This is a genomic window from Sporacetigenium mesophilum DSM 16796, assembly GCF_059569055.1.
The window spans coordinates 37,508-60,699 of record NZ_JCANUR010000007.1; the positions used below are offsets into that span (position 1 = coordinate 37,508).

At 30.1% G+C, this 23,192-nt stretch carries 17 protein-coding genes; 16 read left to right on the plus strand and 1 reads right to left on the minus strand.

Translation table 11 applies throughout. The features are described 5' to 3' along the window. Positions 1–11: 11 nt before the first annotated feature. The 16 genes from aroC to wecB all read left to right on the plus strand — a co-directional run bounded on the left by aroC (position 12) and on the right by wecB (position 22,104). On the plus strand, positions 12–1,181 hold the full coding sequence (aroC, locus tag BS62_RS07575) for a chorismate synthase (protein ID WP_496490657.1): 1,170 nt from the start codon (positions 12–14) through the stop codon (positions 1,179–1,181). Next, a complete protein-coding gene (gene aroB, locus BS62_RS07580) occupies positions 1,169–2,203 on the plus strand; it encodes a 3-dehydroquinate synthase (protein WP_496490658.1) in 1,035 nt (344 codons plus the stop codon). The genes aroC and aroB overlap by 13 nt, the downstream gene beginning before the upstream one ends. Next, positions 2,196–3,443: a 3-phosphoshikimate 1-carboxyvinyltransferase gene (gene aroA, locus BS62_RS07585; RefSeq protein ID WP_496490659.1), complete on the plus strand. Its 1,248-nt coding sequence runs from the start codon at positions 2,196–2,198 to the stop codon at positions 3,441–3,443. Before aroB ends, aroA begins: the two co-directional genes overlap by 8 nt. A 58-nt stretch (positions 3,444–3,501) precedes the next feature. After that, positions 3,502–4,071 (plus strand): phosphate propanoyltransferase, encoded by a 570-nt coding sequence (pduL, locus tag BS62_RS07590; protein WP_496490660.1) that lies wholly within the window; start codon positions 3,502–3,504, stop codon positions 4,069–4,071. Positions 4,072–4,214: 143 nt separating this feature from the next. Further along, positions 4,215–4,889, plus strand: coding sequence for a deoxyribose-phosphate aldolase (gene deoC, locus BS62_RS07595; RefSeq protein ID WP_496490661.1), 675 nt, complete (start codon positions 4,215–4,217; stop codon positions 4,887–4,889). Positions 4,890–5,023: 134 nt separating this feature from the next. After that, complete coding sequence (locus BS62_RS07600) at positions 5,024–5,284, plus strand: hypothetical protein (protein WP_496490662.1); 261 nt, start codon at positions 5,024–5,026, stop codon at positions 5,282–5,284. Positions 5,285–5,693: 409 nt separating this feature from the next. Beyond that, positions 5,694–9,242 (plus strand): pyruvate:ferredoxin (flavodoxin) oxidoreductase, encoded by a 3,549-nt coding sequence (nifJ, locus tag BS62_RS07605; protein ID WP_496490663.1) that lies wholly within the window; start codon positions 5,694–5,696, stop codon positions 9,240–9,242. Positions 9,243–9,422: 180 nt separating this feature from the next. Next, the gene (locus BS62_RS07610; protein WP_496490664.1) at positions 9,423–11,159 is read left to right on the plus strand and encodes an S-layer homology domain-containing protein; all 1,737 of its coding nucleotides are present in this window, start codon (positions 9,423–9,425) and stop codon (positions 11,157–11,159) included. Positions 11,160–11,173: 14 nt separating this feature from the next. Continuing rightward, positions 11,174–13,000 (plus strand): S-layer homology domain-containing protein, encoded by a 1,827-nt coding sequence (locus tag BS62_RS07615; protein ID WP_496490665.1) that lies wholly within the window; start codon positions 11,174–11,176, stop codon positions 12,998–13,000. A gap of 127 nt (positions 13,001–13,127) precedes the next feature. Next, positions 13,128–14,768 (plus strand): family 10 glycosylhydrolase, encoded by a 1,641-nt coding sequence (locus tag BS62_RS07620; RefSeq protein WP_496490666.1) that lies wholly within the window; start codon positions 13,128–13,130, stop codon positions 14,766–14,768. 243 nt (positions 14,769–15,011) lie between these two features. Continuing rightward, complete coding sequence (locus BS62_RS07625; protein WP_496490667.1) at positions 15,012–15,656, plus strand: sugar transferase; 645 nt, start codon at positions 15,012–15,014, stop codon at positions 15,654–15,656. A 129-nt stretch (positions 15,657–15,785) separates the two neighbouring features. Beyond that, positions 15,786–16,529, plus strand: coding sequence for a WecB/TagA/CpsF family glycosyltransferase (locus BS62_RS07630; protein ID WP_496490668.1), 744 nt, complete (start codon positions 15,786–15,788; stop codon positions 16,527–16,529). A gap of 3 nt (positions 16,530–16,532) precedes the next feature. Then, positions 16,533–18,449, plus strand: coding sequence for a DUF5693 family protein (locus BS62_RS07635; protein ID WP_496490669.1), 1,917 nt, complete (start codon positions 16,533–16,535; stop codon positions 18,447–18,449). Between the two features lies 1 nt (position 18,450). Next, the gene (gene csaB / locus BS62_RS07640) at positions 18,451–19,521 is read left to right on the plus strand and encodes a polysaccharide pyruvyl transferase CsaB (RefSeq protein ID WP_496490670.1); all 1,071 of its coding nucleotides are present in this window, start codon (positions 18,451–18,453) and stop codon (positions 19,519–19,521) included. Positions 19,522–19,580: 59 nt separating this feature from the next. Then, positions 19,581–20,966 carry an S-layer homology domain-containing protein gene (locus tag BS62_RS07645; RefSeq protein ID WP_496490671.1) on the plus strand — a complete coding sequence of 462 codons (1,386 nt, stop codon included), beginning with the start codon at positions 19,581–19,583 and terminating at the stop codon, positions 20,964–20,966. A 28-nt stretch (positions 20,967–20,994) separates the two neighbouring features. Next, entirely contained in the window at positions 20,995–22,104 is a 1,110-nt protein-coding gene (wecB, locus tag BS62_RS07650; protein ID WP_496490672.1) for a non-hydrolyzing UDP-N-acetylglucosamine 2-epimerase, read from the plus strand. A 42-nt stretch (positions 22,105–22,146) separates the two neighbouring features. On the opposite strand, the gene BS62_RS07655 is transcribed toward wecB, so the two are convergent. Next, entirely contained in the window at positions 22,147–23,112 is a 966-nt protein-coding gene (locus BS62_RS07655) for an LCP family protein (protein ID WP_496490673.1), read from the minus strand. Between the last annotated feature and the right edge of the window lie 80 nt (positions 23,113–23,192).

Consider the following 23,192-nt stretch of genomic DNA (forward strand, 5'->3'; position numbering starts at 1 on the left):
AGGAGGTTATTATGCTTAAATATTTAACTAGTGGCGAATCACATGGAAAGTGTCTAGTTGCAATATTAGAAGGTATGCCGGCTAATTTACATATAGATATAGATAATATAAATAATGAACTAAAAAAGCGTCAAACAGGATATGGTAGAGGGGGAAGAATGGCAATAGAAAAGGACAATGTAGAAATATTAAGTGGTATGAGAGGTAGTATCACAATTGGAAGTCCTATTGCTATGATGATAAATAACAAAGACTATGAAAATTGGACAGAATATATGAACCCTGTAAATGAAATTGACAAAGAAACCAAAAAAGTTACAAAGGCAAGGCCTGGTCATGCCGATTTAACTGGAAGCCTAAAATACGACTTTGATGATATTAGAAATGTACTTGAAAGATCTAGTGCTAGAGAAACTGCAATAAGAGTATCTGTTGGCGCTATTTGCAAAGAGCTTTTAAAAGAATTTAATATAGATTTTACATCCCATGTTATACATATAGGAAATTCTAAATTAGAAAATGTATATGAATTTGACTTTATAAAAGAACATGTAGATAACAGCGAAGTTAGATGTATAGTGAAAGATATAGAAAGCAATATGATAAAGGAAATAAAAGATGCCAAGGAAGATAAAGACACTTTAGGAGGAATATTTGAAATAAGAATAAAAAATTTACCACCAGGGCTTGGTTCATATGTTCATTTTGAAAAAAAAATAGATGCTGAACTTGCAAGACACCTTATGAGTATACAAGCTATAAAAGGTGTTGAAATAGGTTTAGGTTTTGATGTTGCAAATCACAGAGGATCAAAAGTACAAGATCAAATATACTATAATGAAGAAAAAGGAATATATAGAAGCTCTAACAATTTAGGCGGCATTGAAGGCGGTATGACTAATGGTGATGAAGTAATAATAAGATGTGCCATGAAACCTATACCTACTTTATACACACCACTAGATTCGATAGATATAGAAACTTTAGAAGGATATAAGGCTAGTATTGAGCGTTCCGATGTATGTGCAGTTCCTGCAGCTAGTATAGTTGGAGAAAATGTGGCGGCATTTGTAATAGCTAAGTTTTTCTTAGATAAGTTTGGGAGTGACAATATAGGTGATATAAAGTCTAGCTATCATTCTTATATGGAAAGGTTGGAGAGACGAGGATGGAAAAAATAAATAAAGTAATAATAGAAAATAGTTATGATAAATTTTATTTACAAAAAGAATACGATTCAATTTTAATTATAACTGACGACAATGTATATAAAAAACAATTAGACAGTTTTATAAATGTTTTTAAACATAAAATTATATATGAATATATAGTAACTAGTGGTGAGGACTCTAAGAATTTAGGAACTTACGATGAGATAATAAGATATTGTATACAAAACAATATATCTAGAAAATCCGCCGTTATAGCATTTGGCGGTGGAGTTGTAGGTGATTTAGCTGGATATGTAGCATCTACATATATGAGAGGGATAGATCTAATACAAGTTCCAACAACTTTACTTTCACAGGTAGATAGTTCTATAGGTGGAAAAACTGGTATAAACATAGGTTTTTATAAAAATATAGTTGGGACTTTTTATCAACCAGAACTTGTATATATAAATGTAAATTCACTTAAAACACTACATGAAGATGAATTTATAGGTGGATTAGCTGAGGTTATAAAGTATTCACTGGTATATGACTATGAGTTTTTAGATTATTTAATAGAAAACAGTGAAGATATATTAAATTTAAATGAAACTAAATTACTATATATTATAAGTAAATGTGTAAATGCAAAGCTAGATATTGTAAAAAAAGATGAAAAAGAAAATGATTTAAGAAGAATATTAAACCTTGGACATACATTTGGCCATGGAATAGAAAAGCTAGGAAAATTAAGCCATGGATTTGCTGTAAGTATAGGAACTATTATGGCATTTAAGTTTTCACTAAAAAGAGGATATATAAACAGTGATTATTACGACAAGTTAATGGAAGTATATAATATATTTAATTTGCCAATTTCTTTTTATGATATTGATTCTAAGGATATAATAAATCTTATGAAAAAAGACAAAAAAAATAGTTTTGGAAATTTTAACTTAGTTATACCAGTAGATTATGGAAAAGTTAGAGTTATAGATGATGCTACTGAAGATGAAATATACGAGGTTATAGAGGAGATAAAAAATGCTTAAGGGAAGTTTTGAGTTAATAGGTGATAAGTCAATATCTCATAGATCTATAATGTTTTCATCAATTGCAAATGGAAAAAACAAAATAAGTAACTTTTTAAATGGACAAGACTGTATAAGCACAGTTAATTGTTTTAGAAAACTGGGTGTGGGTATAGAGTTAAATAACAAAGAAGTTATAGTAAATGGAGTTGGACTTAGAGGTCTCAAAAAGCCAAGTGAAATTTTGGATGTTGGAAATTCAGGTACTACCATAAGGCTTATTATGGGGATACTAGCTGGCCAAAACTTTGAAACTACTTTAGTTGGTGATGAATCTATAGCCAAAAGACCTATGAAAAGAGTTACAGATCCACTTAAAAGTATGGGATGTAATATAACTAATGATTATACTCCTATAACTATAAAGGGTGGAAGTATTAAGAATATAAATTACAAAATGCCTATTGCATCAGCACAAGTTAAGTCAGCTTTAATATTGGCTTCATTATATGGAGAAAATACTAGTACTATAATTGAGAAAGCTAAAAGTAGAGATCATACTGAAATAATGCTTAAATCATTTGGAGCAGATATAAATGTAGATGATTTAACTATAAATATAAATCCAGTGCAAAATATTTATCCTAATGAAATATACGTTCCTGGTGATATATCTTCTGCAGCATTTTTCTTAGTTGGTGGGAGTATTGTTCCAAATTCTGAAATCCTTATAGAAAATGTAGGTTTAAATCCCACTAGAACAGGAATACTAGATGTACTAAAATCTATGAATGGTAATTTTGAAATAGTAGATACTAAAGAAGTATGTGGAGAGTTAATAGGAAATATATTAGTCAAACATTCTAATAATCTTTGTGGAACTACTATAGAAGGAAATTTAATTCCTAGGCTTATAGATGAAATTCCAGTTATAGCTGTCCTTGCCACTCAATGTGAAGGAACAACTATTATAAAAGATGCAAAGGAATTAAAAGTAAAAGAAAGTAACAGAATAAAGGCCACAGTTGATAATCTTAAAAAAATGGGAGCAGATATAGAAGAATTAGAAGATGGAATGATAATTAAGGGAAAAACTAAGTTAAAAGGAGCATATATTGAAAGCTTCAAAGACCATAGAATAGCTATGGCAATGAGTATTGCATCTTTAATAGCAAATGGAAATAGTAATATAGATGACACTGAATGTGTAAATATATCTTTCCCAGGGTTTTATGAGTTGCTAAAGAGTTTAATTATTTGATTTTGATATTGATATTATGTATAATGGTTATGAAAATTAAACATAGGAGGAAATACATATGAAATTACCAATAGCTTTATCTAACAAACACGTTCATCTTAGTCAAGAAGATATAAATGTATTATTTGGACAAGGGTATGAATTAAAGAAATTAAAAGATCTTGCACAACCAGGTCAATATGCTTGCGAAGAAAAAATTGATGTGGTAGGACCAAAAGGAACTTTAAAAGGTGTTAGAGTTTTAGGACCAGCTAGACCAAGCAGCCAAGTTGAAATATCTTTAGCTGATGGATTTGTTTTAGGTGTAAAAGCACCAATTAGAGATTCAGGTGATATAGAAGGAACTCCAGGTGCTAAATTAGTTGGACCATCTGGTGAAGTAGAAATGAAAGACGGTATAATAGTAGCTGCTAGACATATCCATATGCATACTTCTGATGCAGAAAAATTTGGTGTTAAAGATAAGCAAAGAGTTAAGGTTAGAACTTTTGGAGAAAGAGCACTTGTATTTGAAAATGTATTAGTAAGAGCTCACGAAAGTTTTGCTTTAGAAATGCACGTTGATATAGAAGAAGGAAACGGTGCAGGTGTTAAAAACGGAGAAATGGTTGAATTAATAGCTGAATAATATATTGATAAAGTGCAAAAAGTATGTGTATAATATACACGTACTTTTTTATTTGAGCAAGGTCCCCGGGTTTTGGGTCGTTGGCGACATGAGCACAGCAAATTTTTGTGCGAATTTTGTAGATAAAATAAGGAGATGAATTTATGGATATAAATATAGCAAAAATGATAGATCACACTATACTTAAAGCTTTTGCGACTGAAGAAGATGTAAAGGTTATATGCAGAGAAGCAAAAGAATATGGATTCTTTTCTGTATGTATAAACCCAGGTTACATAGAACTAGCAAAAAAAGAGTTAGAAAATAGCGATGTAAAAATTTGTACTGTTATAGGTTTTCCTTTAGGTGCTAATACAACAGATACTAAGGCATTTGAAACTAAAGATGCTATAGCAAAAGGTGCTCATGAAGTAGATATGGTTATAAATATAAGTGCTCTTAAAGACAAAAAATACGATTATGTACAAAATGATATAAAAGCAGTTGTAGATGCAGCGAATAAAAAAGCACTTGTTAAAGTTATAATAGAAACTTGCTATTTAACTGATGAAGAAAAGAAAATAGCTTGTGAACTTGCTAAAGAAGCTGGAGCAGATTATGTTAAGACTTCTACTGGATTTGGAACTGGAGGATCTACTCCAGAAGACATTAAGTTAATGAGAGATGTTGTAGGCCCAAAAATTGGAGTTAAGGCATCTGGTGGAGTAAGAAATATAGAAGATGCTATAGCTGTTATAAATGCTGGAGCTAGTAGAATAGGTGCTAGTGCATCTATTGCAATAGTTCAGGGAAGAAGTGGAAGTAGCGGCGGATATTAAAATATATATTACTCAAGAAAACACACTCTATTGACTCAATAGAGTGTGTTTTTTTCGTGAATTTATGTAAATTGTAGAAAAATACTAGATATTAGTGTAAAATTATAGATATAATTTATTTTGGGGGGATAATATTGAAAACTTGTATATTTACTATGCCTAGTTTTTCAAATTTCATAGGTATATGTGAAGAATATAATTATGATAAAGATACTTGTATAGTTTCTATTTGTAGAGATAATAAATCAATGTACTGTGTAAACGGTGTAAATATATATAAAATAAATAGAAAAGATCTAATATATTTTATAAGGGAAAATGAGTTTGAAAAAATAAAATTCGACAAAAAAGGAATCGTTAATTATTTAATTAAAGCTATAAAAAATAGAATATAACTTATGCAGAGCCTACAGGCTCTTTTTTTGTATATTTTTGTATTTACATAAAATGGATTAAGATATATAATTTAATTACAACTTGAATATTCCAATATCAAAGTGAGAATTAATTTAAAAGATTCAGATATCAAAATGAGAATTAATTTTTTAATTTTGTTTAAAAATTTTATTAAATGGGAATATTAAAAGTTGGACATAGTTGGTTAAAAAACCAAAATTTCGACAAATCATAAAATTGCAAAAAATGTATTTAAAAATTGAAGGAATTTCATACAAAATATGGAATTCTTATCTATAAAGATATTTTTATGCAAAAAATTAATTTGTCATAGCAAACTAATTTTAAATTATTAGTAAGAATATTACATATGTAATTCTTATTGTTAAAACTAAGGAGGAGAAATAAATGGCTAAAATCATGAAGACTGTTGATGGAAATACTGCTGCTGCATACGTTGCTTATGCATTTACAGACGTAGCTCCTATATACCCAATAACTCCATCTACAAATATGGCAGAATCGTTTGATGAGTGGTCTGCCCAGGGAAAGAAAAACGTATTTGGTCAAAAAGTTAGTGTTGTAGAACTACAATCAGAAGCTGGTGCTGCTGGTGCAATGCATGGTTCATTACAAACTGGTGCTTTAACTTCTACATTTACTGCATCTCAAGGTTTATTGTTAATGTTACCTAATATGTTCAAAATGGCTGGGGAATTATTACCAGGTGTATTCCACGTAAGTGCTCGTGCTGTAGCAGCACATGCCTTATCTATATTTGGAGACCATCAAGACGTTATGGCAGCAAGACAAACAGGTGTTGCAATGCTTGCTTCAGGTTCTGTACAAGAAGTTATGGACTTAGCAGGGGTAGCTCACTTATCTGCTATAAAAGGTAGATTACCATTTATACATTTCTTCGATGGATTTAGAACTTCTCATGAAATACAAAAAATAGAAGCTATAGACTATGCTGATTTTGAAAGATTAATAGATAAAGAAGCTCTACAAGCATTTAGAGATAGATCGCTACATCCAGATCATCCTATGTTTAGAGGAACTGCTCAAAACCCAGATATATACTTCCAAGGTAGAGAAGCTTCAAATAAATTCTATGAAAATATGGTTCCTATAGTTGAAGACTATATGAATGAAATAAACAAAATAACTGGAAGAGATTATAAGTTATTTAACTACTATGGTGCACCAGATGCTGAGAATATATTAGTTGCTATGGGTTCAGTAACAGATACTATAGAAGAAACAATAGATTACTTAAATGCTAGAGGAGAAAAATATGGACTTATAAAAATCCGTTTATTTAGACCATTCTCAACTAAGCATTTCTTAGATGCAATGCCTAAAACAGTTAAGAAAATATCTATATTAGATAGAACTAAAGAGCCAGGTTCAATAGGTGAACCATTATACTTAGAGATAAAATCTATATTCTATAACAAAGAAAATGCTCCTCTTATAGTAGGTGGACGTTATGGATTAGGTTCAAAAGATACTACTCCAGCTCAAATAAAGGCTGTATTTGATAACTTAAAAGCAGATGCTCCAAAAGATAGATTTACTGTAGGTATAGTTGATGATGTAACTAATACATCATTAGAAGTAAAAGAAGAAATAAACACAGCTCCAGCTGGAACTATAAGATGTTTATTCTGGGGATTAGGTTCTGACGGTACTGTTGGAGCTAACAAACAAGCTATAAAAATAATAGGAGATAACACAGATATGTATGCTCAAGGATACTTTGCATACGATTCTAAAAAATCTGGTGGGGTAACTATGTCTCACTTAAGATTTGGTAAAACTCCTATAAAATCAACTTATTTAATAGATGAAGCTGATTATGTAGCATGTCACAATCCATCTTATGTAAACCAATACAACCCAGTAAATAGACTTAAAAAAGGTGGAGTATTCGTTCTTAACTGTTCATGGAGCGCTGATGAATTAGAAGAATACTTACCAGGCAGCATGAAAAAATATATAGCTGATAAAAATATAGAGTTCTATACTATAGATGCTACTAAAATAGCTAATGAAATAGGACTTGGAAATAGAATAAACATGATAATGCAATCTGCATTCTTCAAGTTAGCTGAAGTTATACCTGTAGAAGATGCTGTTAAGTACTTAAAAGAATCTATAGTTAAGGCTTATGGCAAAAAAGGTGAAAAAATAGTTAACATGAACTATGAAGCAGTTGAAAAAGGAGCAGATGCATTAGTTAAAATAGATGTTCCAGCTTCTTGGTCAAATAATAATGAGACACAAACAGAAGAGGCTGCTACAACTGTAGAAGAGCCAGAATTCATAACTGAAATATTAAGACCTATGGCTTCACAAGAAGGTGATATATTACCTGTAAGTGCATTTAATGGAATAGAAGATGGTTCATTCCCAAGTGGTACAGCTGCATATGAAAAACGTGGTATAGCAGTTAATGTTCCAGAATGGATACCAGAAAACTGTATTCAATGTAACCAATGTTCATTTATATGTCCTCACGCTGTAATAAGACCAATACTTGCTACAGGTGAAGAGTTAAAAGATGCTCCAGAAACATTTGTAACTAAAAAAGCTGTAGGAAAAGGATTAGATGAATATCAATATAAAATTCAAATAAGCCCTATGGACTGTACTGGTTGTGGAAACTGTGCTGACGTATGTCCTGCTAAAGAAAAAGCTTTAGTTATGAAGCCAATAGATACTCAAACTATTGAACAAATACCAAACTGGGAGTTTGCTATGACTAAGGTATCATCTAAGGAAGAAGCAGCATCTCCTGTAAATGTTAAAAATAGCCAATTCAAACAACCTCTTTATGAATTCTCAGGAGCTTGTGCTGGTTGTGGAGAAACTCCATATATCAAAGTTGTAACTCAATTATACGGAGATAGAATGATGATAGCTAATGCTACTGGATGTTCTTCTATATGGGGTGCATCAGCTCCATCAACTGCATATACTGTAAACCATGAAGGTAAAGGACCAACTTGGGCTAACTCATTATTTGAAGACAATGCTGAGTTTGGATACGGTATGGCTTTAGCTACTAATCAAATGAGAAGCAAAGTAGCTGATATAATGCATGAATTAGTAAGCTTAGATATAAAAGAAAACTACAAAGAAATATTAAATAACTGGTTAACTAATATGGAAAATGGCGAAGCATCTAAAGATGCAAGTGAGCAAGTTAAAAATATTCTTGCTAACCTTGATGTTGAAGATGGCAGAGCTAAAGAATTATTTGCTGAACTATCTGATAAGCAAGATTACCTAGTTAAGAGATCTATATGGCTTCTAGGTGGAGACGGTTGGGCTTATGATATAGGTTATGGTGGACTTGATCACGTATTAGCTTCTGGTGAAAATGTAAACGTATTAGTATTTGATACAGAAGTTTATTCAAACACAGGTGGTCAATCTTCTAAAGCTACTCCAGCTGCTGCTATGGCTAAGTTCGCTGCTTCTGGTAAGAAGTCTAGAAAGAAAGACTTAGGTATGATGGCTATGTCTTACGGAAACGTATATGTAGCTCAAGTTGGTATGGGTGCTGATAAAAACCAATTCATGAAAGCTGTAACTGAAGCTGAAAGCTATAATGGACCATCTTTAATAATAGCTTATTCTCCATGTATAAACCATGGTCTTAAAGAAGGTATGGGTCGTAGCCAAGCTAATATACAACAAGCTGTTGCAAGTGGTTACTGGCATTTATACAGATACAACCCAATGTTAGCTGAACAAGGTAAAAATCCATTTACTTTAGATTCTAAAGAAGGAAAAGCAAGCTTTAGAGACTTCTTAATGGGTCAAGTAAGATACTCTGCTATAGCTAAGCAATATCCAGAAACTGCTGAAGAGTTATTCAATAAGGCAGAAGATGATGCTAAGCATAGATATATGACTTACAAGAGACTTGCTGAAGCTCAATTCTAATATATAAAGGAAGGATGCACAATGTGCATCCTTTTTTTTATTGCAAGGAAATAAAATGTAAATAAGTAGTTAAATTGTCGAAAAAATACAGAAATTTGCTTCAATTTTTGTATTTTTTTGTTATAATGTATTTGTATGTAAAATTTAACGATATTTTATTTATTTTAAGGGGGATAAAACATGCATATTAAAAAGGTTACTTCAGCTGTATTAGCTGGAATTATTGTATTGTCTATATGTCCAGTAGATATATTTGCAAACACTATAGGGGAACCAAATACAATAGCAGTACAACAAAGCAGTAACATAGTAGATTCTGTGCAAATAAGCATAACTTTAGATGAGTATATTGATTCACAAATAGGACAAACCAATAAATCTTTTGAAGTATTAAAACCATATATAGACCCAAATACTTTTACAATTGAAAATAAAGAAACATTTATGCAATTTTTAAAAGTAAATAAGTTTAGAGAAATTGACGTTGAAGGATTAAATAACTATTTAAATAATCTTAGTGTTAATTCAGGTAAGACTAACATCTACTACAATCAAGGTCAAGCCTTTGTAGAGGCTGCTAAAAAATATAACATCGACCCTATATATCTAGTAGCTCATACTCTACATGAAACAGGTCTTGGTATGTCTGATTTAGCACAAGGATATGAAGTTGTATTAAGTGATGATGGAAAGGCTTTGACAGATACTGTTGTAGTAAAAGATAGTAATGGAGAAGACAAAGAAGTAATTTATGTAAGACTTAAAAATTCTAGTACACCATCTGAAACAAAAACAGTTAAAGTTTATAACCTCTTTGGAATAGGAGCAGTAGATAATGCAGTGATTCCAGGTGGTACAACAACTGCATACAATAATGAATGGAATTCAATTCCAGCTGCAATTGATGGATCTGCTAAATGGATAAATGAAAATTATATATATAGATCAATTTATAAAAGTGGACGTCATAACCAAGATACTTTGTACAAAATGAAATTTGATTATGTAGATAGGGGTCATCAATATGCAACTGATATTGGTTGGGCAACTAAAATATCAAGATATATGAATAGTTTATCTAACTTATATCTATCAAACACATTAGAATTTGAAGTACCAGTATATGCAACTCCAACTTATAGTATACCTGTAATAAGTGGCAATCCATTAGAAATAAAGTATGTTTATAATACTAATGAAGTAAATGTAAGAACGGGACCAACTACTAAGTTTAGACTTGTGCAAAAACTGCCAAAAGACACTGCAGTTGAAATCTATGGTTATGCTTCAAATAATTCAGACAAATGGGCAATTACTAAGATAAATGGTGAGGTTAGATATATACATTGTGACTACTTAACAAGTGAAAAGCCAAATATGATAATTATAAATTTAAAAGATATAGAGTCTCATTGGGCTAAAGATGCTATAAATCAATTTGCATATAAAGGATATGTAAATGGATATGAAGATGGAACATTCAAACCAAATAACTCAATAACAAGAGCAGAGTTTGTAAAAATGCTTAACAAATCATTTGGGTTAACTACTTCAAGTGGAAAAACATTTGATGATACGAAAACTCATTGGGCAAAAAATGAAATAGATATAGCTGTTACAAGTGGAGTATGTAGTGGAAAATCAGCAACAGAATTTAAACCAAATGATTTAATAACGAGAGAAGAAGCAGCTTCAATGATATCTAATTACAAAAAATTAGCAGATGCAAATCATGACAAGCTATATAAATATGTTGATAATAATCAAGTGTCAAGCTGGGCTAAAAATTCAGTGGAAGGTATGATTGAAAAAGGATATATGAATGGATATAGTGATGGTACGTTTAAGGCAAAAGGAAAAATAACAAGAGCAGAAGCGGTGACAACATTAAGTAGAGTTAACATTGATAACTTTTAGAGAGGGGATAAATAATGCGTAGAAAAAATTCGAAACTAAAAAAAGCAGTTAGTAATGCAGTTGTAGTAGGTATGGTGTTTTTATCAGGAAATAGTACATTCGCTAACTTTAGTGATATAAATGGACATTGGGCTGAAAGTAACATAAAACAATTTCTAAACAACGGATATATAAAAGGATACCAAGATGGTACATTTAAGCCTAATAATTCAATAACAAGAGCAGAGTTTGTTATAGTAGTAAATAATGCACTTGGGTTTAAACAAGGGAAGAGCATTAATTTTAAAGATGTGAAATCAGGAGCTTGGTATTATAATGATATATCTATAGCTGCACAAGCAGGTTATATAAATGGATATGAAGATGGCTCTTTTAGACCAAACAATCCTATAACAAGACAAGAGGTAGCTTCTATAATTACTAGTATAAAAAATAAAAAAGACAATGATTTAAATAAAATAAGTAATTATAGAGATGTTAACTCAATAGCAAATTGGGCTAAACCATCTGTAGAAGGTGCTATAGAATCAGGATATTTAAATGGATATAGTGATAATACAATTAGACCTACTAAAGGCATAACTAGAGCTGAATCTATTACTACTTTAGCAAGGGTTCAAAACAGTGGAGTAACTAATCCAAATCCAAGTCCTACTCCTGACCCTACTCCAAATCCAAGTCCAGTAAAAACAATGTATGTTACAGCAGATAATTTAAATGTAAGAACAGGACCAGGAACAAGTTATAGTTCAGTTGGATATTTAAGCAAAGGAACAGCAGTAGAAATGCTAGGTGAAGAAAACGGATGGGCAAAGATAAACTATAACGGTTCTTATGCTTATGTTAGTAAAGGTTATTTAACAGAAAATAAGTCATCACAAACACCGTTGCCAATTCCAAGTGCTACACCTTCATATGTTGACGCTCCACAGAACTCAGGAGTTATAGATCCTGCACAAGATATTTATCAAGATAAAATAAATGTATTAAAAGAAAATGGTAGTGGATATTTAACTAACTTACAAATCACTACAAATGGAGAATTTGGAGTAAACTATCAAACATATTCAAATGGAGTTTGGACTAATGGATATAATGTTGGATCAGGGATCGAAGGTGTTAGAATAAATTTAAGTGGAGCACCATCTGATTATCATGTATTCTATAGAACTAAAATCAAAAACCAAGGATGGCAAGCCTGGGTTAAAGACAACGACATATCTGGAGAATTAGAAAATGGAAGTATTATAGAAGATATAGAAGTAAGAATTGTAGTATCTAATAATGCAGATAGTATGGTTAAGCCTACTATAGCTATTGATATAGGCCATAATGTATCTCTTGCAGGTGCAATTAACGGTATATACCAGGAAAGTTATTTAAATAAGATTATAGGAGAGAAGGTAATCTATAAACTTAGAAGTATGGGATATAATGTAGTAAATACTCTACCTAAAGGAACACATACTCAAAGTAGTGAGTTAACTCAAAGAGCTATAACTGCAAATTCAAATGAAGTTGATAAATTTGTGTCTGTACACTTTAATAGTTATACGGATGCATCTGTAGGCGGAACTGAAGTTTATTATTCAGCTGAGTCAGGGTCATTCGATATGGGTAAATCAATAGCAGCTAATATATCTAATACATTTGAAATCGCAAATAGAGGAGCTAAGACTGGAGATCACCTAGCTGTTTTAAAAAATACAAATATGCCGGCCGTATTAGTTGAAGTACTTTTTATAACTAGCCAAGGAGATATGGATAAGTTTGTATCAAAAGGAAATCAAGCATACGATATTGCGGCTGATGCTATAATAAATGGAATATTAAGTAATTAATATTTAAAAACACCTATAATTAAATTTATAGGTGTTTTTTGTCGTATAAATATGTAGAACTATATAGAAAAAAGTAAAAATATATAGTAATATTGTTATAGAAAGAGATTTTAGGGGAGGTAGAGAAATGAAAAAATTATTAGCACTAGTAATATGTTTTTGTTTATTATTCATGGGGGTTGGGAATTATCAAGTAGAAGCTTCATCAAAAGATATGAATGCTGTATGGATAACTACTGTTTATAATATAGATTGGCCTAAGAAAAAGGACAATGTAGAAGAACAAAAGAAAGAAATTATTATAATGTTAGATGAATTTAAATCAGTTGGAATAAATACTGTAATGTTTCAAGCTAGACCTAAGGGAGATTCATTATATAAATCTAATATAAATCCTTGGTCTGATGTATTAACAGGAACTCAAGGAAAAGATCCAGGATATGACCCTTTAGCATTTGTAATACAAGAAGCACATAAAAGAGGTATTAATGTACATGCATGGTTAAATCCATATCGTATAACAACTTCTGGGACAGACGTAAATGCTTTAAGTAATAGTCATCCAGCTAAAAATAACCCTTCGTGGGTTATAGCACATAATGGTGCTTTATATTACAATCCAGAACTACCTGAAGTAAAGCAACATATATCAGATACAGTAGGAGAAATTGTATCTAACTATGATGTAGATGGAATAGTTTTTGATGATTATTTTTATCCTAGAAGTTATCCGCTGCCACAAGGTGAAGGTAGAGATGGAAATGTTGCAAACGCAAGAAGAAATCATATAAATGAAACTGTAGCCTTAGTTAATAATAAGATTAAAGGAATAAAATCTAATGTAGAATTTGGAATAAGTCCAAGTGGTATATGGAAGAACAAATCAAGTGATTCATCAGGATCAGATACTAGAGGTAATGAAAGTTATTATTCAGATTATGGAGATACGAGAACGTGGATAAAAAATAACTGGATAGATTATGTTGCGCCACAGATATATTGGAATATAGGATATACTATAGCCGATTACTCAAAACTTGTTCAATGGTGGGCTAACGAAGTTATTGGGACGAATGTAGATTTAATTATAGGACATGGGATATATAAAGATGAAGTTGCAATGGAGATAGATAAACAACTAGAATTAAATAGACAGTACACTCAAATAAAAGGAAGTGTGTTTTACTCTACATCTGATTTATTATCAAATAGACAAGGAAGTAAAGACAAAATAAAGGCTGTGTTAAAAAGTTTTAGCGATGTAAATAGTCACTGGGCTAAAGACCAAATACAACAATTTGTATATAAAGGTTATGTAAATGGATATCAAGATGGAACATTTAAACCTAATAACTCAATGACAAGGGCTGAATTTGTTAAGTTAACAAATAAGTTATTTGGATTTACTGATATAGGCACAGAAAACTTTGCTGATGTATCTGAGAGTAATTGGTTTTATGATGAAATAAGAATAGCTATGAAAGCTGGATATATACAAGGAAAATCAGCGAAAATATTTGATCCAAATAGTCCTATAACTAGAGAAGAAGTAGCGACTATAATGAGTAATATAAATAATAAAGCAGATGGTAACTTAGATAAAATAATTAAATATAAAGATTATGGCAAAATATCTAATTGGGCGAAATCAAATGTAGAAGGTGTAGTAGAGTCAGGATACATGAATGGGTATGAAGATAACACATTTAGACCAAAAAATAATATAACAAGAGCAGAAGCGGTAGTAACGCTAAGTAGAATTAAATAATAATATAAGAGACGCCTATAATTTATTTTATAGGTGTCTTTAGTTTATTAATATGCAAAAAAATTGTAGAATTTTAGTCAAATTTATGTACAATAGGATAAAAAAGTGGTAAAATTTTAAGGCAGAAGAATAAAAAAATTATGGAGAAATTAAGTATAAGTTTACTTAAATATACAAAAATTATTACTATATAAATCAGATAGTGAATCAAAATAAACATTTTGATATTTTAGGAGGATGCTTGTGGATAATAAGGCTATTATTAACAATCTAATAAATGAAAGCATCATGACTAATGATATGGAGAAATATATAATGTATAATATGACTAAAAGAATTATAGATATTATATGCTCATTATGCGGAATTATATTGCTTTGTCCAATACTTATTTTAACTGCGTTTTTTATTAAAATTGAATCTAATGGACCAGTAATATTCAAACAAACTCGTATAGGAAGGGATGGCAAACCATTTCTTATATATAAGTTTAGAAGTATGAGGATAGATACACCTAATGTAGCTACAAATGATTTGTGTAATTCAGATATGTTCATTACAAAGACTGGAAAAATAATAAGAAAGACAAGTATTGATGAGTTACCACAATTATTTAATATAATTAAAGGCGATATGAGTATCGTAGGACCTAGGCCAGTTATAGAAAAAGAACGTGAACTTTTATACTTGAGAGAAGTCAATGGTGTAGATAAAGTATTACCGGGAATAACTGGATGGGCGCAAATTAATGGAAGAGATAATATAGACATAAAGACTAAAGTAAGATATGACCGAGAATATATAGTAAAAAGAAGTTTAAAATTAGATATATATATAATGACTATGACTTTATTAAAAGTAATAAAAGCGTCTGATATAAAAGAATAAAATTTTAAAAAATAAACTCGTTATGCTAATCTGTTTATAGAACAATAGATTAGCATTTCTGTTTATTAAACATTTAACAGTTAGTATAATATCAAAAAAGATACAGATCTATTAGGAGATGTGGATAATATGGCAGAAAAGTATGTAGATATACTAGATATGAGATTTTTAGGAGTAAAAAAGGATGAACTTCAAAAATTAATTGAAAAAAGAGTTAATAATGAACAAAAAACATTTATAATAACTGCAAATGCTGAAATAGCTATTTATGCCAAGGAAAACCCTAGTTATGCTGAGTTAACAAAAAAAGCGACTTATATAATTCCAGATGGTATAGGAATAGTAAAAGGGGCTAATATAATTAACAAAAGTATCCCTGAGCGTATACCTGGTGTTGAATTAATGGTGGATTTAATTGAAAGTGCTGAAAAAAATAATAAAAAGGTTTATTTTTATGGAGCAAAACAAGACACAGTGGAAAAAATGGTAGATGTTCTAAAGAAAAAATATCCAAAATTAAATGTAATAGGATATCACCATGGATACCATGATGATAGTGATAACAAAATTATGAACGAGGTTATAAACTTAAAGCCTGATTATATATTTGTAGCTAAAGGATATCCACTTCAGGATGAATGGATATTAAAAGTTTTAGACCAAGTTGACAAAGGAGTATTTATGGGAGTGGGAGGTAGCTTTGATGTTATCTCGGGAAATGTAAAAAGAGCGCCTAAGATATTTATAAATTTAAATTTAGAATGGCTATATAGAATTTCAAGTGATCCAAAAAGAATAGGAAGGTCAATATCACTTCCAAAATTTATTATAGCAGTTATGATGGAAAAAATTAAAGTCAGAAACAAGGGGTAAAATATGAATTTAAAACAAACATTTTTGATTTTATTTATAATTGGATTAATTGGAGGAAGTCCAATTATATTAAATCGTATTCAATATGAAAAATCAAATTCTACTTATGAAATAGCTGTAGATATGCAGTCAAGTATAAGCCTAGAAGAAGATGATTTAGATAAGTTTTATAAAGATATAAAAACACAGGATATATCAACTATAGTATTCAGTAATATGAACCTTTATTATCTATCAGAATATAGAGATATAGAATATATGACTGTAAAAGAATATAGAGATAATTATGAAGTGAAAGATTTTTTAACAAAGAATAAAAATAAAAATCATATAGTTATTAAAGTCGGAAAAGATGATTTCCTAACAAAAGAAATTGATGTAATTAAGCAATATCTTAATGGATATAAAAGTATAGAGAATAATAATGAAATATTCTTTTATATAGACTTACCTATTAGAATAGATAAAAAGGATTCTAAGGTATTAAACCCAATATTAACTTCTGAGTTTTTTATAGATAATAAAGCTATTCAAACTGCATCAGATAAAGGATTTATACCTATGATTGCAGTTACTAATGAAGATGAAGAAAAAACTCAAGATATTATAGTAAACCAAATTATTGATTTATCTAAAGAATACAAAATAGATAAAGTTCAATTAAGAGAATTAGAAGTAATAGGACATGCTAAAAATACCAGCAAGTACTTAGAGAAGTTTAAAGATAATGGAATTTCTTTAATTACAACGGAATTTCAAACAAAAAAAGGATTAAATGCTTATTTAGAAAATGGAGTAGGTAATGTAATAAGAGGACATGAGATAAGTGTAAACTCATTAAATTTAAATGAAGATGAATTAGGATCGAGAATTGCTAGAGCAGTAAAAGAAAGAAATATGAGGTTAATAATTTTAAAGAACTTTATTGACTATAGTAGCCACAAAAAAATTGATAGTAGTGTAAAAGAAGTATTAAATAGTGTAAAAAGTGCTAAGAGTCAATTGAATAATTCATTTAAACTAGGAATTGCAAAGCCTATACCTGTGATGGATAGACATATGATATCTGAAATATCTATAGCTATTAGTGCATCATCTATGGTAGGTTTATTATATTTAAGCTTATTAAAAGATAAAACCAAGGCAGTTATAATATCAGGTATAGTGCTAATAGGCGCAATAGCTACTATAGTGTTACAAATTAATATAGCTATAAAATTATATGCATTGTTTATTGCCATAACAGGAGCTGTATCGGCTATAATTATACCTTGGAAAAGCAAAATCAATTCTATAGCAATTAAGTATTTATCAAGCGCAGTATTGTCAATATCTGCAGGGATTATGGTTGCTTGCATAATGTATGGTACTAGCTACATGACCAAACTACAGGCATTTTCTGGAGTTAAGGCGTTATATGTTTTACCTCCTCTATTGGTGGCTATATGGGTTTTAATTGATAAAAAAGTTATTAATATAAAATCAATAAAGAATCTAAACTCTTACATTAAAAAAATTAAGTGGTATCACTATGCAAGTATTGTTATTGTAGTTTTAGTAGGAGTTATATATGTAAGAAGAAGTGGGAATGCAGGAAGTGCTACTGAGCTGGAACTTTATCTACGTATGATGCTAGAAAAAGTTTTATACGCTAGACCAAGAACTAAAGAGTTTATGCTAGGATATCCTATGCTGCTAGCTGGGTATTATTTATATAAGAAAAAGTTTAAGTATTCTCAATTTATTATTATACTTGGAGCCATAGGAACAATGTCTACAGTAAATACATTTACTCATTTTCATACTCCATTTCTATACTCAATGTTAAGATCTGTATATGGTGTTATATTTGGCGCTATAGTAGGGCTTATTTATATAGTTATTTTTAATACAATTAAGAAGTTTACTAAGGGGGCTTAATATGAATGTGGTAATTTCTGGATATTACGGATATCATAATATTGGAGATGAAGCTATTTTAAAATCAATTATTAATTCTCTTAGAGAACAAAATCCTGATATTAACATAACGGTTTTATCAAATGATATAGAACATACAAAACAAACTTATAAAGTAAATGCAATTAATAGATGGAATTTACCTAAGATATATAGCGAATTAATTAAAAGTGATGGTTTGATCAGTGGAGGAGGTAGCTTGCTACAAGATGCTACTAGTTCAAGACCTATAATGTATTATACATCTATAATAGGGATGGCAAAAGCGGCTAAGAAGCCTGTATTCATATATGCACAAGGACTAGGCCCTATAGATAGAGATTTCAATAAAAAAATAACTAAATACTTCTTGAACAAGTCAGATGTTATAACTTTAAGAGATAATGAATCTTTGGAATTGGCAAGAAGTATAGGTGTTAGTAAAAATATAGAAATAGTTCCAGATCCGGTTATGGGATTTTGCATAGAGAAATTGGAATCTAGTATATATGAAATATATAAGAAAAGAGACTTTGTTACTATAAGTGTTCGTGATTGGAGTAATGCAAAAACTGATTTCTTAGGAAAAGTGGCTAAAGCGTGTGATGATATAGCTAAATCAGGAGTAGATATAGTATTTGTTCCTATGCATGGTGAACATGATGAAAAGACTTCTAACAATGTAGTAGATATGATGGAAGAAAAAGCTGAGGTATTTCCATATAATTCGTCTATAGAAGAAAAAATACTATGCATTAAACTTTCAAAACTTATGATAGGAATGAGATTACATGCATTAATATTTGCAGCAACTGTAGATACGCCTATGATAGGTATATCATATGACCCTAAAATAGATTCTTTTTTAAATTTAGTTAATCAACCTTGTATAGGTAGTGTAGATGATAAATGGAATTCTAATGAGTTATCAAACAAAGCTAAGTATATATTGGAAAATCATAAATATGTACAGGAAGAATTAAGAAATAATTCGAGAAATCTAAAAAATTCAGCTATGAAAACCGCTAAAAAATCTATAGAATTATTCTCATAGAAAAACTAGAGAAGATGTATCTATAGTGTTTTTTAATATTTAGATATGGGGGCATAAAAATGAAGCACAAAGGCTTTAAAAAGATATTTATGGCAATATTGTTAATTACTATGTTATTTAGTTCATCAATGCCTGTATTTGCCAAAACAATATTAACTGATATTAATGGACATTGGGCCTCACGTGATATAAATCAATTTATAGATATGGGCTATATTAGAGGGTATGAAGATAAAACCTTTAGGCCAAATAACTCAATAACAAGAGCAGAATTTTTAATTGTAGTTAATAATGTATTTGGATTTACTAAAAAAGGAAATGAGAATTTCAATGATATAAAACCTGGAGATTGGTATTATGATGCTGTATGTATAGCAATGCAAGAAGGATATATAAAAGGATATGAAAATTTTACATTTAGACCTAATAATAAAATATCAAGAGAAGAAGCAGCTGTTATAATAGCTAACATAAAGAAATATACAGATAATAACTTTGACAAGCTAAATAAATATAATGATGTTAATAATGTATCTAACTGGGCAAAATCCGCTATGGAAGTTTCTCTAGAAGAAGAATATATAAAAGGATATGAAGACAAAACAATAAGGCCAAAAAAAGACATAACTAGAGGTGAAGCTGTTACTATATTATCTAGAGTCAAAAATGATGATAAACCTATTGAAGTTGTAGATGAAGTAGCTATACCTGTGCTTATGTATCACCACTTTGAAAATGATAGAGAACAAGTAACCGGTTCAATAGTTCAAAAGATAGAATTTATAAAACAAATGAAATATTTAAAAGATAACGGATACACTGCAATTACAAGTAATGATTTATTAGAACATAAAAATGGAAATAAAGATTTACCAGATAAACCTATATTAATTACAGCAGATGACGGATATTTGAGTAATTATGAGTTTATGTATCCTGTAGCAAAAGAATACGGAATGAAATTCACTATATTTTCAATTGGAGAGAGAATTGATAATGCTAATAACTCAATTGGTATACCGAAATTTAACTGGGATCAGGCAAGAGAAATGTATTATAGTGGTATAGTGGATATACAAAGTCACACTTATAATAGCCATGATAAATCAGAAACTATTAAGGGATATAGAGGGAACTTTTCTGCACCTCTTATAGGAGAGAATACGGAAGAATATAAAATACGTATAGACGAAGATATTAAGACTAGCATTAAAGGCATAGAAGAAAATCTTGGATATAAACCAATAGCATTTGCTTATCCTTTTGGGGAATTTAGTGATGTTGCTGAAAGAGTATTAAAAGATAATGGCATAAAGTTAACATTTACTGTTAGAGATGGTTTTGTTGAAAGTGATGATGATACTTATTTATTAAATCGTATTACTGTAAGTGGTTATGATAGTATAAGTACATTTATTAATAAATTAAAAAATAGCTCTAATTAAACTTGATGTAAAAAACTGGGAGGAAAATATGCCGAAGATAAAAGTAATGACTATTTTTGGGACGAGACCAGAGGCCATAAAGATGGCTCCATTAGTTAAGGAACTTGAATCTAGGTCACAAATAGAAAGTATAGTATGCGTTACAGCTCAACATCGCCAAATGTTAGATCAGGTTTTAGATACATTTAAGATAACTCCAGATTATGACCTAAATATAATGAAGCAAGGACAGACTTTGGTAGATATAACAACAAGGGCATTACAAAATTTAAATGAAGTTATAAGTAATGTTAAACCAGACATAGTTTTAGTTCATGGAGATACTACAACAACTCTTTCTGGAAGTTTGGCAGCTTTTTATAATCAAGTTGCTGTAGGACATGTTGAAGCAGGTCTTAGAACTTATGATAAGTATTCTCCTTTTCCTGAGGAAGTAAATAGACAAGTAACAGGGGTTATAGCAGATATGCATTTTGCACCAACTGAAGTATCTAAGTCTAATTTACTTAAAGAAGGTAAAAAAGAAGATAGTATATATGTTACTGGAAATACAGCTATAGATGCTTTGAAAACTACTGTTAAAGATGACTATGATCATCCTATATTTGAAAAAATAGGGAATGATAAAATGATTCTTTTAACTGCTCATAGACGTGAAAACCTAGGAAGTCCTATGAAGAATATGTTTAGAGCAATAAAAAGAATAGTAGAAGAGTTTGATGATATTCAAGTTGTTTATCCTGTTCATCTAAACCCAGCAGTTAGAGAAGCTGCTGATGATGTTTTAGGTGATAATAATAAGGTTCATCTTATAGAGCCTCTTGAAGTATTTGATTTTCATAACTTTTTAAATAAGTCATATATAATAATGACTGATAGTGGAGGGATACAAGAAGAAGCTCCATCCTTAGGTAAGCCTGTTCTTGTATTAAGAGATACTACAGAAAGACCAGAAGGAGTATCTGCAGGAACTTTGAAGTTAGCTGGTACAGATGAAGAACAAATATATAAGTTGACGAAGGAATTGCTAACTAGCCATGTAGAATACAACAAAATGAGTAAGGCCTCTAATCCCTATGGAGATGGAAATTCAAGTAAATATATAGTAGATGCTATAATAAAAAAGTTTTATATTTAAATAAAAAAACTTCTAGATTTTAAATCTAGAAGTTTTTTGTAATTATTCAGATATTAGTTTATCTTCATAAATAAAGTCGTGAAGTATTTGTAAGTTTTCATCTTTATCCCATTGTAATACCCATCCGCTATTTCCAACGTTGCCGCCAGTACTATGTTCTAATATAGGGAATTGTAATTGGTTTATATCGAAGTTTCCTATTTTATAAACTGTAAATCCTAAGTTTAGCATTTGCGATGGGCTAAAGTTTGTTTTTACATAAGGAAGTATAGAATCCATTAATTCTGGATACTTACTTACTGGAGCAGACGATGCTTTTTTCATTATTGATTGAATAACTTCTCTCTGTCTCCCATCTCTAGCAAATGCACTATCGGCTTTTCTAATCCTTGAATAAGATAAAGCCTGATATCCTTTTAGCGTTTGTGTTCCTGAAGAACGTACATATTCCATAGGACCTTTGTTTTTATTCTTATCAAATTCATAAGATTCAGGTATATATTTATTTACTTCTCTTATTTCATTAGAATCTACAGTTACCTCTACACCATCTAATGTATCTATTATATCTACAAATGTATAGAAGTTAACTATAGCATATCCGTTTAGGTCTATCTCAAAATTTTGTTCAACAGTTTCTAATAAAGTACTTATACCATTATAAGCATATGCATGGGTAAGTTTCTCCATTCCATGGCCAGGGATATCTACAAAAGTATCTCTAGCAAGTGATGTAAGTTTAAGACTATTATTAGCATTATCAATGGTTAATATCATCATAGAATCAGATCTACTATTTTCATTTAAATTTCTAGCATCGATACCTACAAGTAGTATATTTGTTATTCCGTTGACTTGTTTATAGCTTGAGTCATCTGTTATGCCTGAAATCTCAGAGTTGTCTTCATGCATTGTACCTAATTTAAAGTATATATATCCAAAACCTGTAACAGGAATAATTAGAACTAAAGCCAATAAAGAAATTACTATTTTTTTTAATGACAACATATAATGCCCCCTTTTCTTTATTTAAGTATTAACTATATAATTATATTCAACAATGTAATTATATTCAATACTATATTTAA

Bases quoted from the DNA above. Each gene is read 5' to 3' on its own strand.
- aroC (WP_496490657.1), top strand. From the start codon at position 12: ATGCTTAAATATTTAACTAGTGGCGAATCACATGGAAAGTGTCTAGTT.
- aroB (WP_496490658.1), top strand. From the start codon at position 1,169: ATGGAAAAAATAAATAAAGTAATAATAGAAAATAGTTATGATAAATTT.
- aroA (WP_496490659.1), top strand. From the start codon at position 2,196: ATGCTTAAGGGAAGTTTTGAGTTAATAGGTGATAAGTCAATATCTCAT.
- pduL (WP_496490660.1), top strand. From the start codon at position 3,502: ATGAAATTACCAATAGCTTTATCTAACAAACACGTTCATCTTAGTCAA.
- deoC (WP_496490661.1), top strand. From the start codon at position 4,215: ATGGATATAAATATAGCAAAAATGATAGATCACACTATACTTAAAGCT.
- nifJ (WP_496490663.1), top strand. From the start codon at position 5,694: ATGGCTAAAATCATGAAGACTGTTGATGGAAATACTGCTGCTGCATAC.
- BS62_RS07610 (WP_496490664.1), top strand. From the start codon at position 9,423: ATGCATATTAAAAAGGTTACTTCAGCTGTATTAGCTGGAATTATTGTA.
- BS62_RS07615 (WP_496490665.1), top strand. From the start codon at position 11,174: ATGCGTAGAAAAAATTCGAAACTAAAAAAAGCAGTTAGTAATGCAGTT.
- BS62_RS07620 (WP_496490666.1), top strand. From the start codon at position 13,128: ATGAAAAAATTATTAGCACTAGTAATATGTTTTTGTTTATTATTCATG.
- BS62_RS07630 (WP_496490668.1), top strand. From the start codon at position 15,786: ATGGCAGAAAAGTATGTAGATATACTAGATATGAGATTTTTAGGAGTA.
- BS62_RS07635 (WP_496490669.1), top strand. From the start codon at position 16,533: ATGAATTTAAAACAAACATTTTTGATTTTATTTATAATTGGATTAATT.
- csaB (WP_496490670.1), top strand. From the start codon at position 18,451: ATGAATGTGGTAATTTCTGGATATTACGGATATCATAATATTGGAGAT.
- BS62_RS07645 (WP_496490671.1), top strand. From the start codon at position 19,581: ATGAAGCACAAAGGCTTTAAAAAGATATTTATGGCAATATTGTTAATT.
- wecB (WP_496490672.1), top strand. From the start codon at position 20,995: ATGCCGAAGATAAAAGTAATGACTATTTTTGGGACGAGACCAGAGGCC.
- BS62_RS07655 (WP_496490673.1), bottom strand. From the start codon at position 23,112: ATGTTGTCATTAAAAAAAATAGTAATTTCTTTATTGGCTTTAGTTCTA.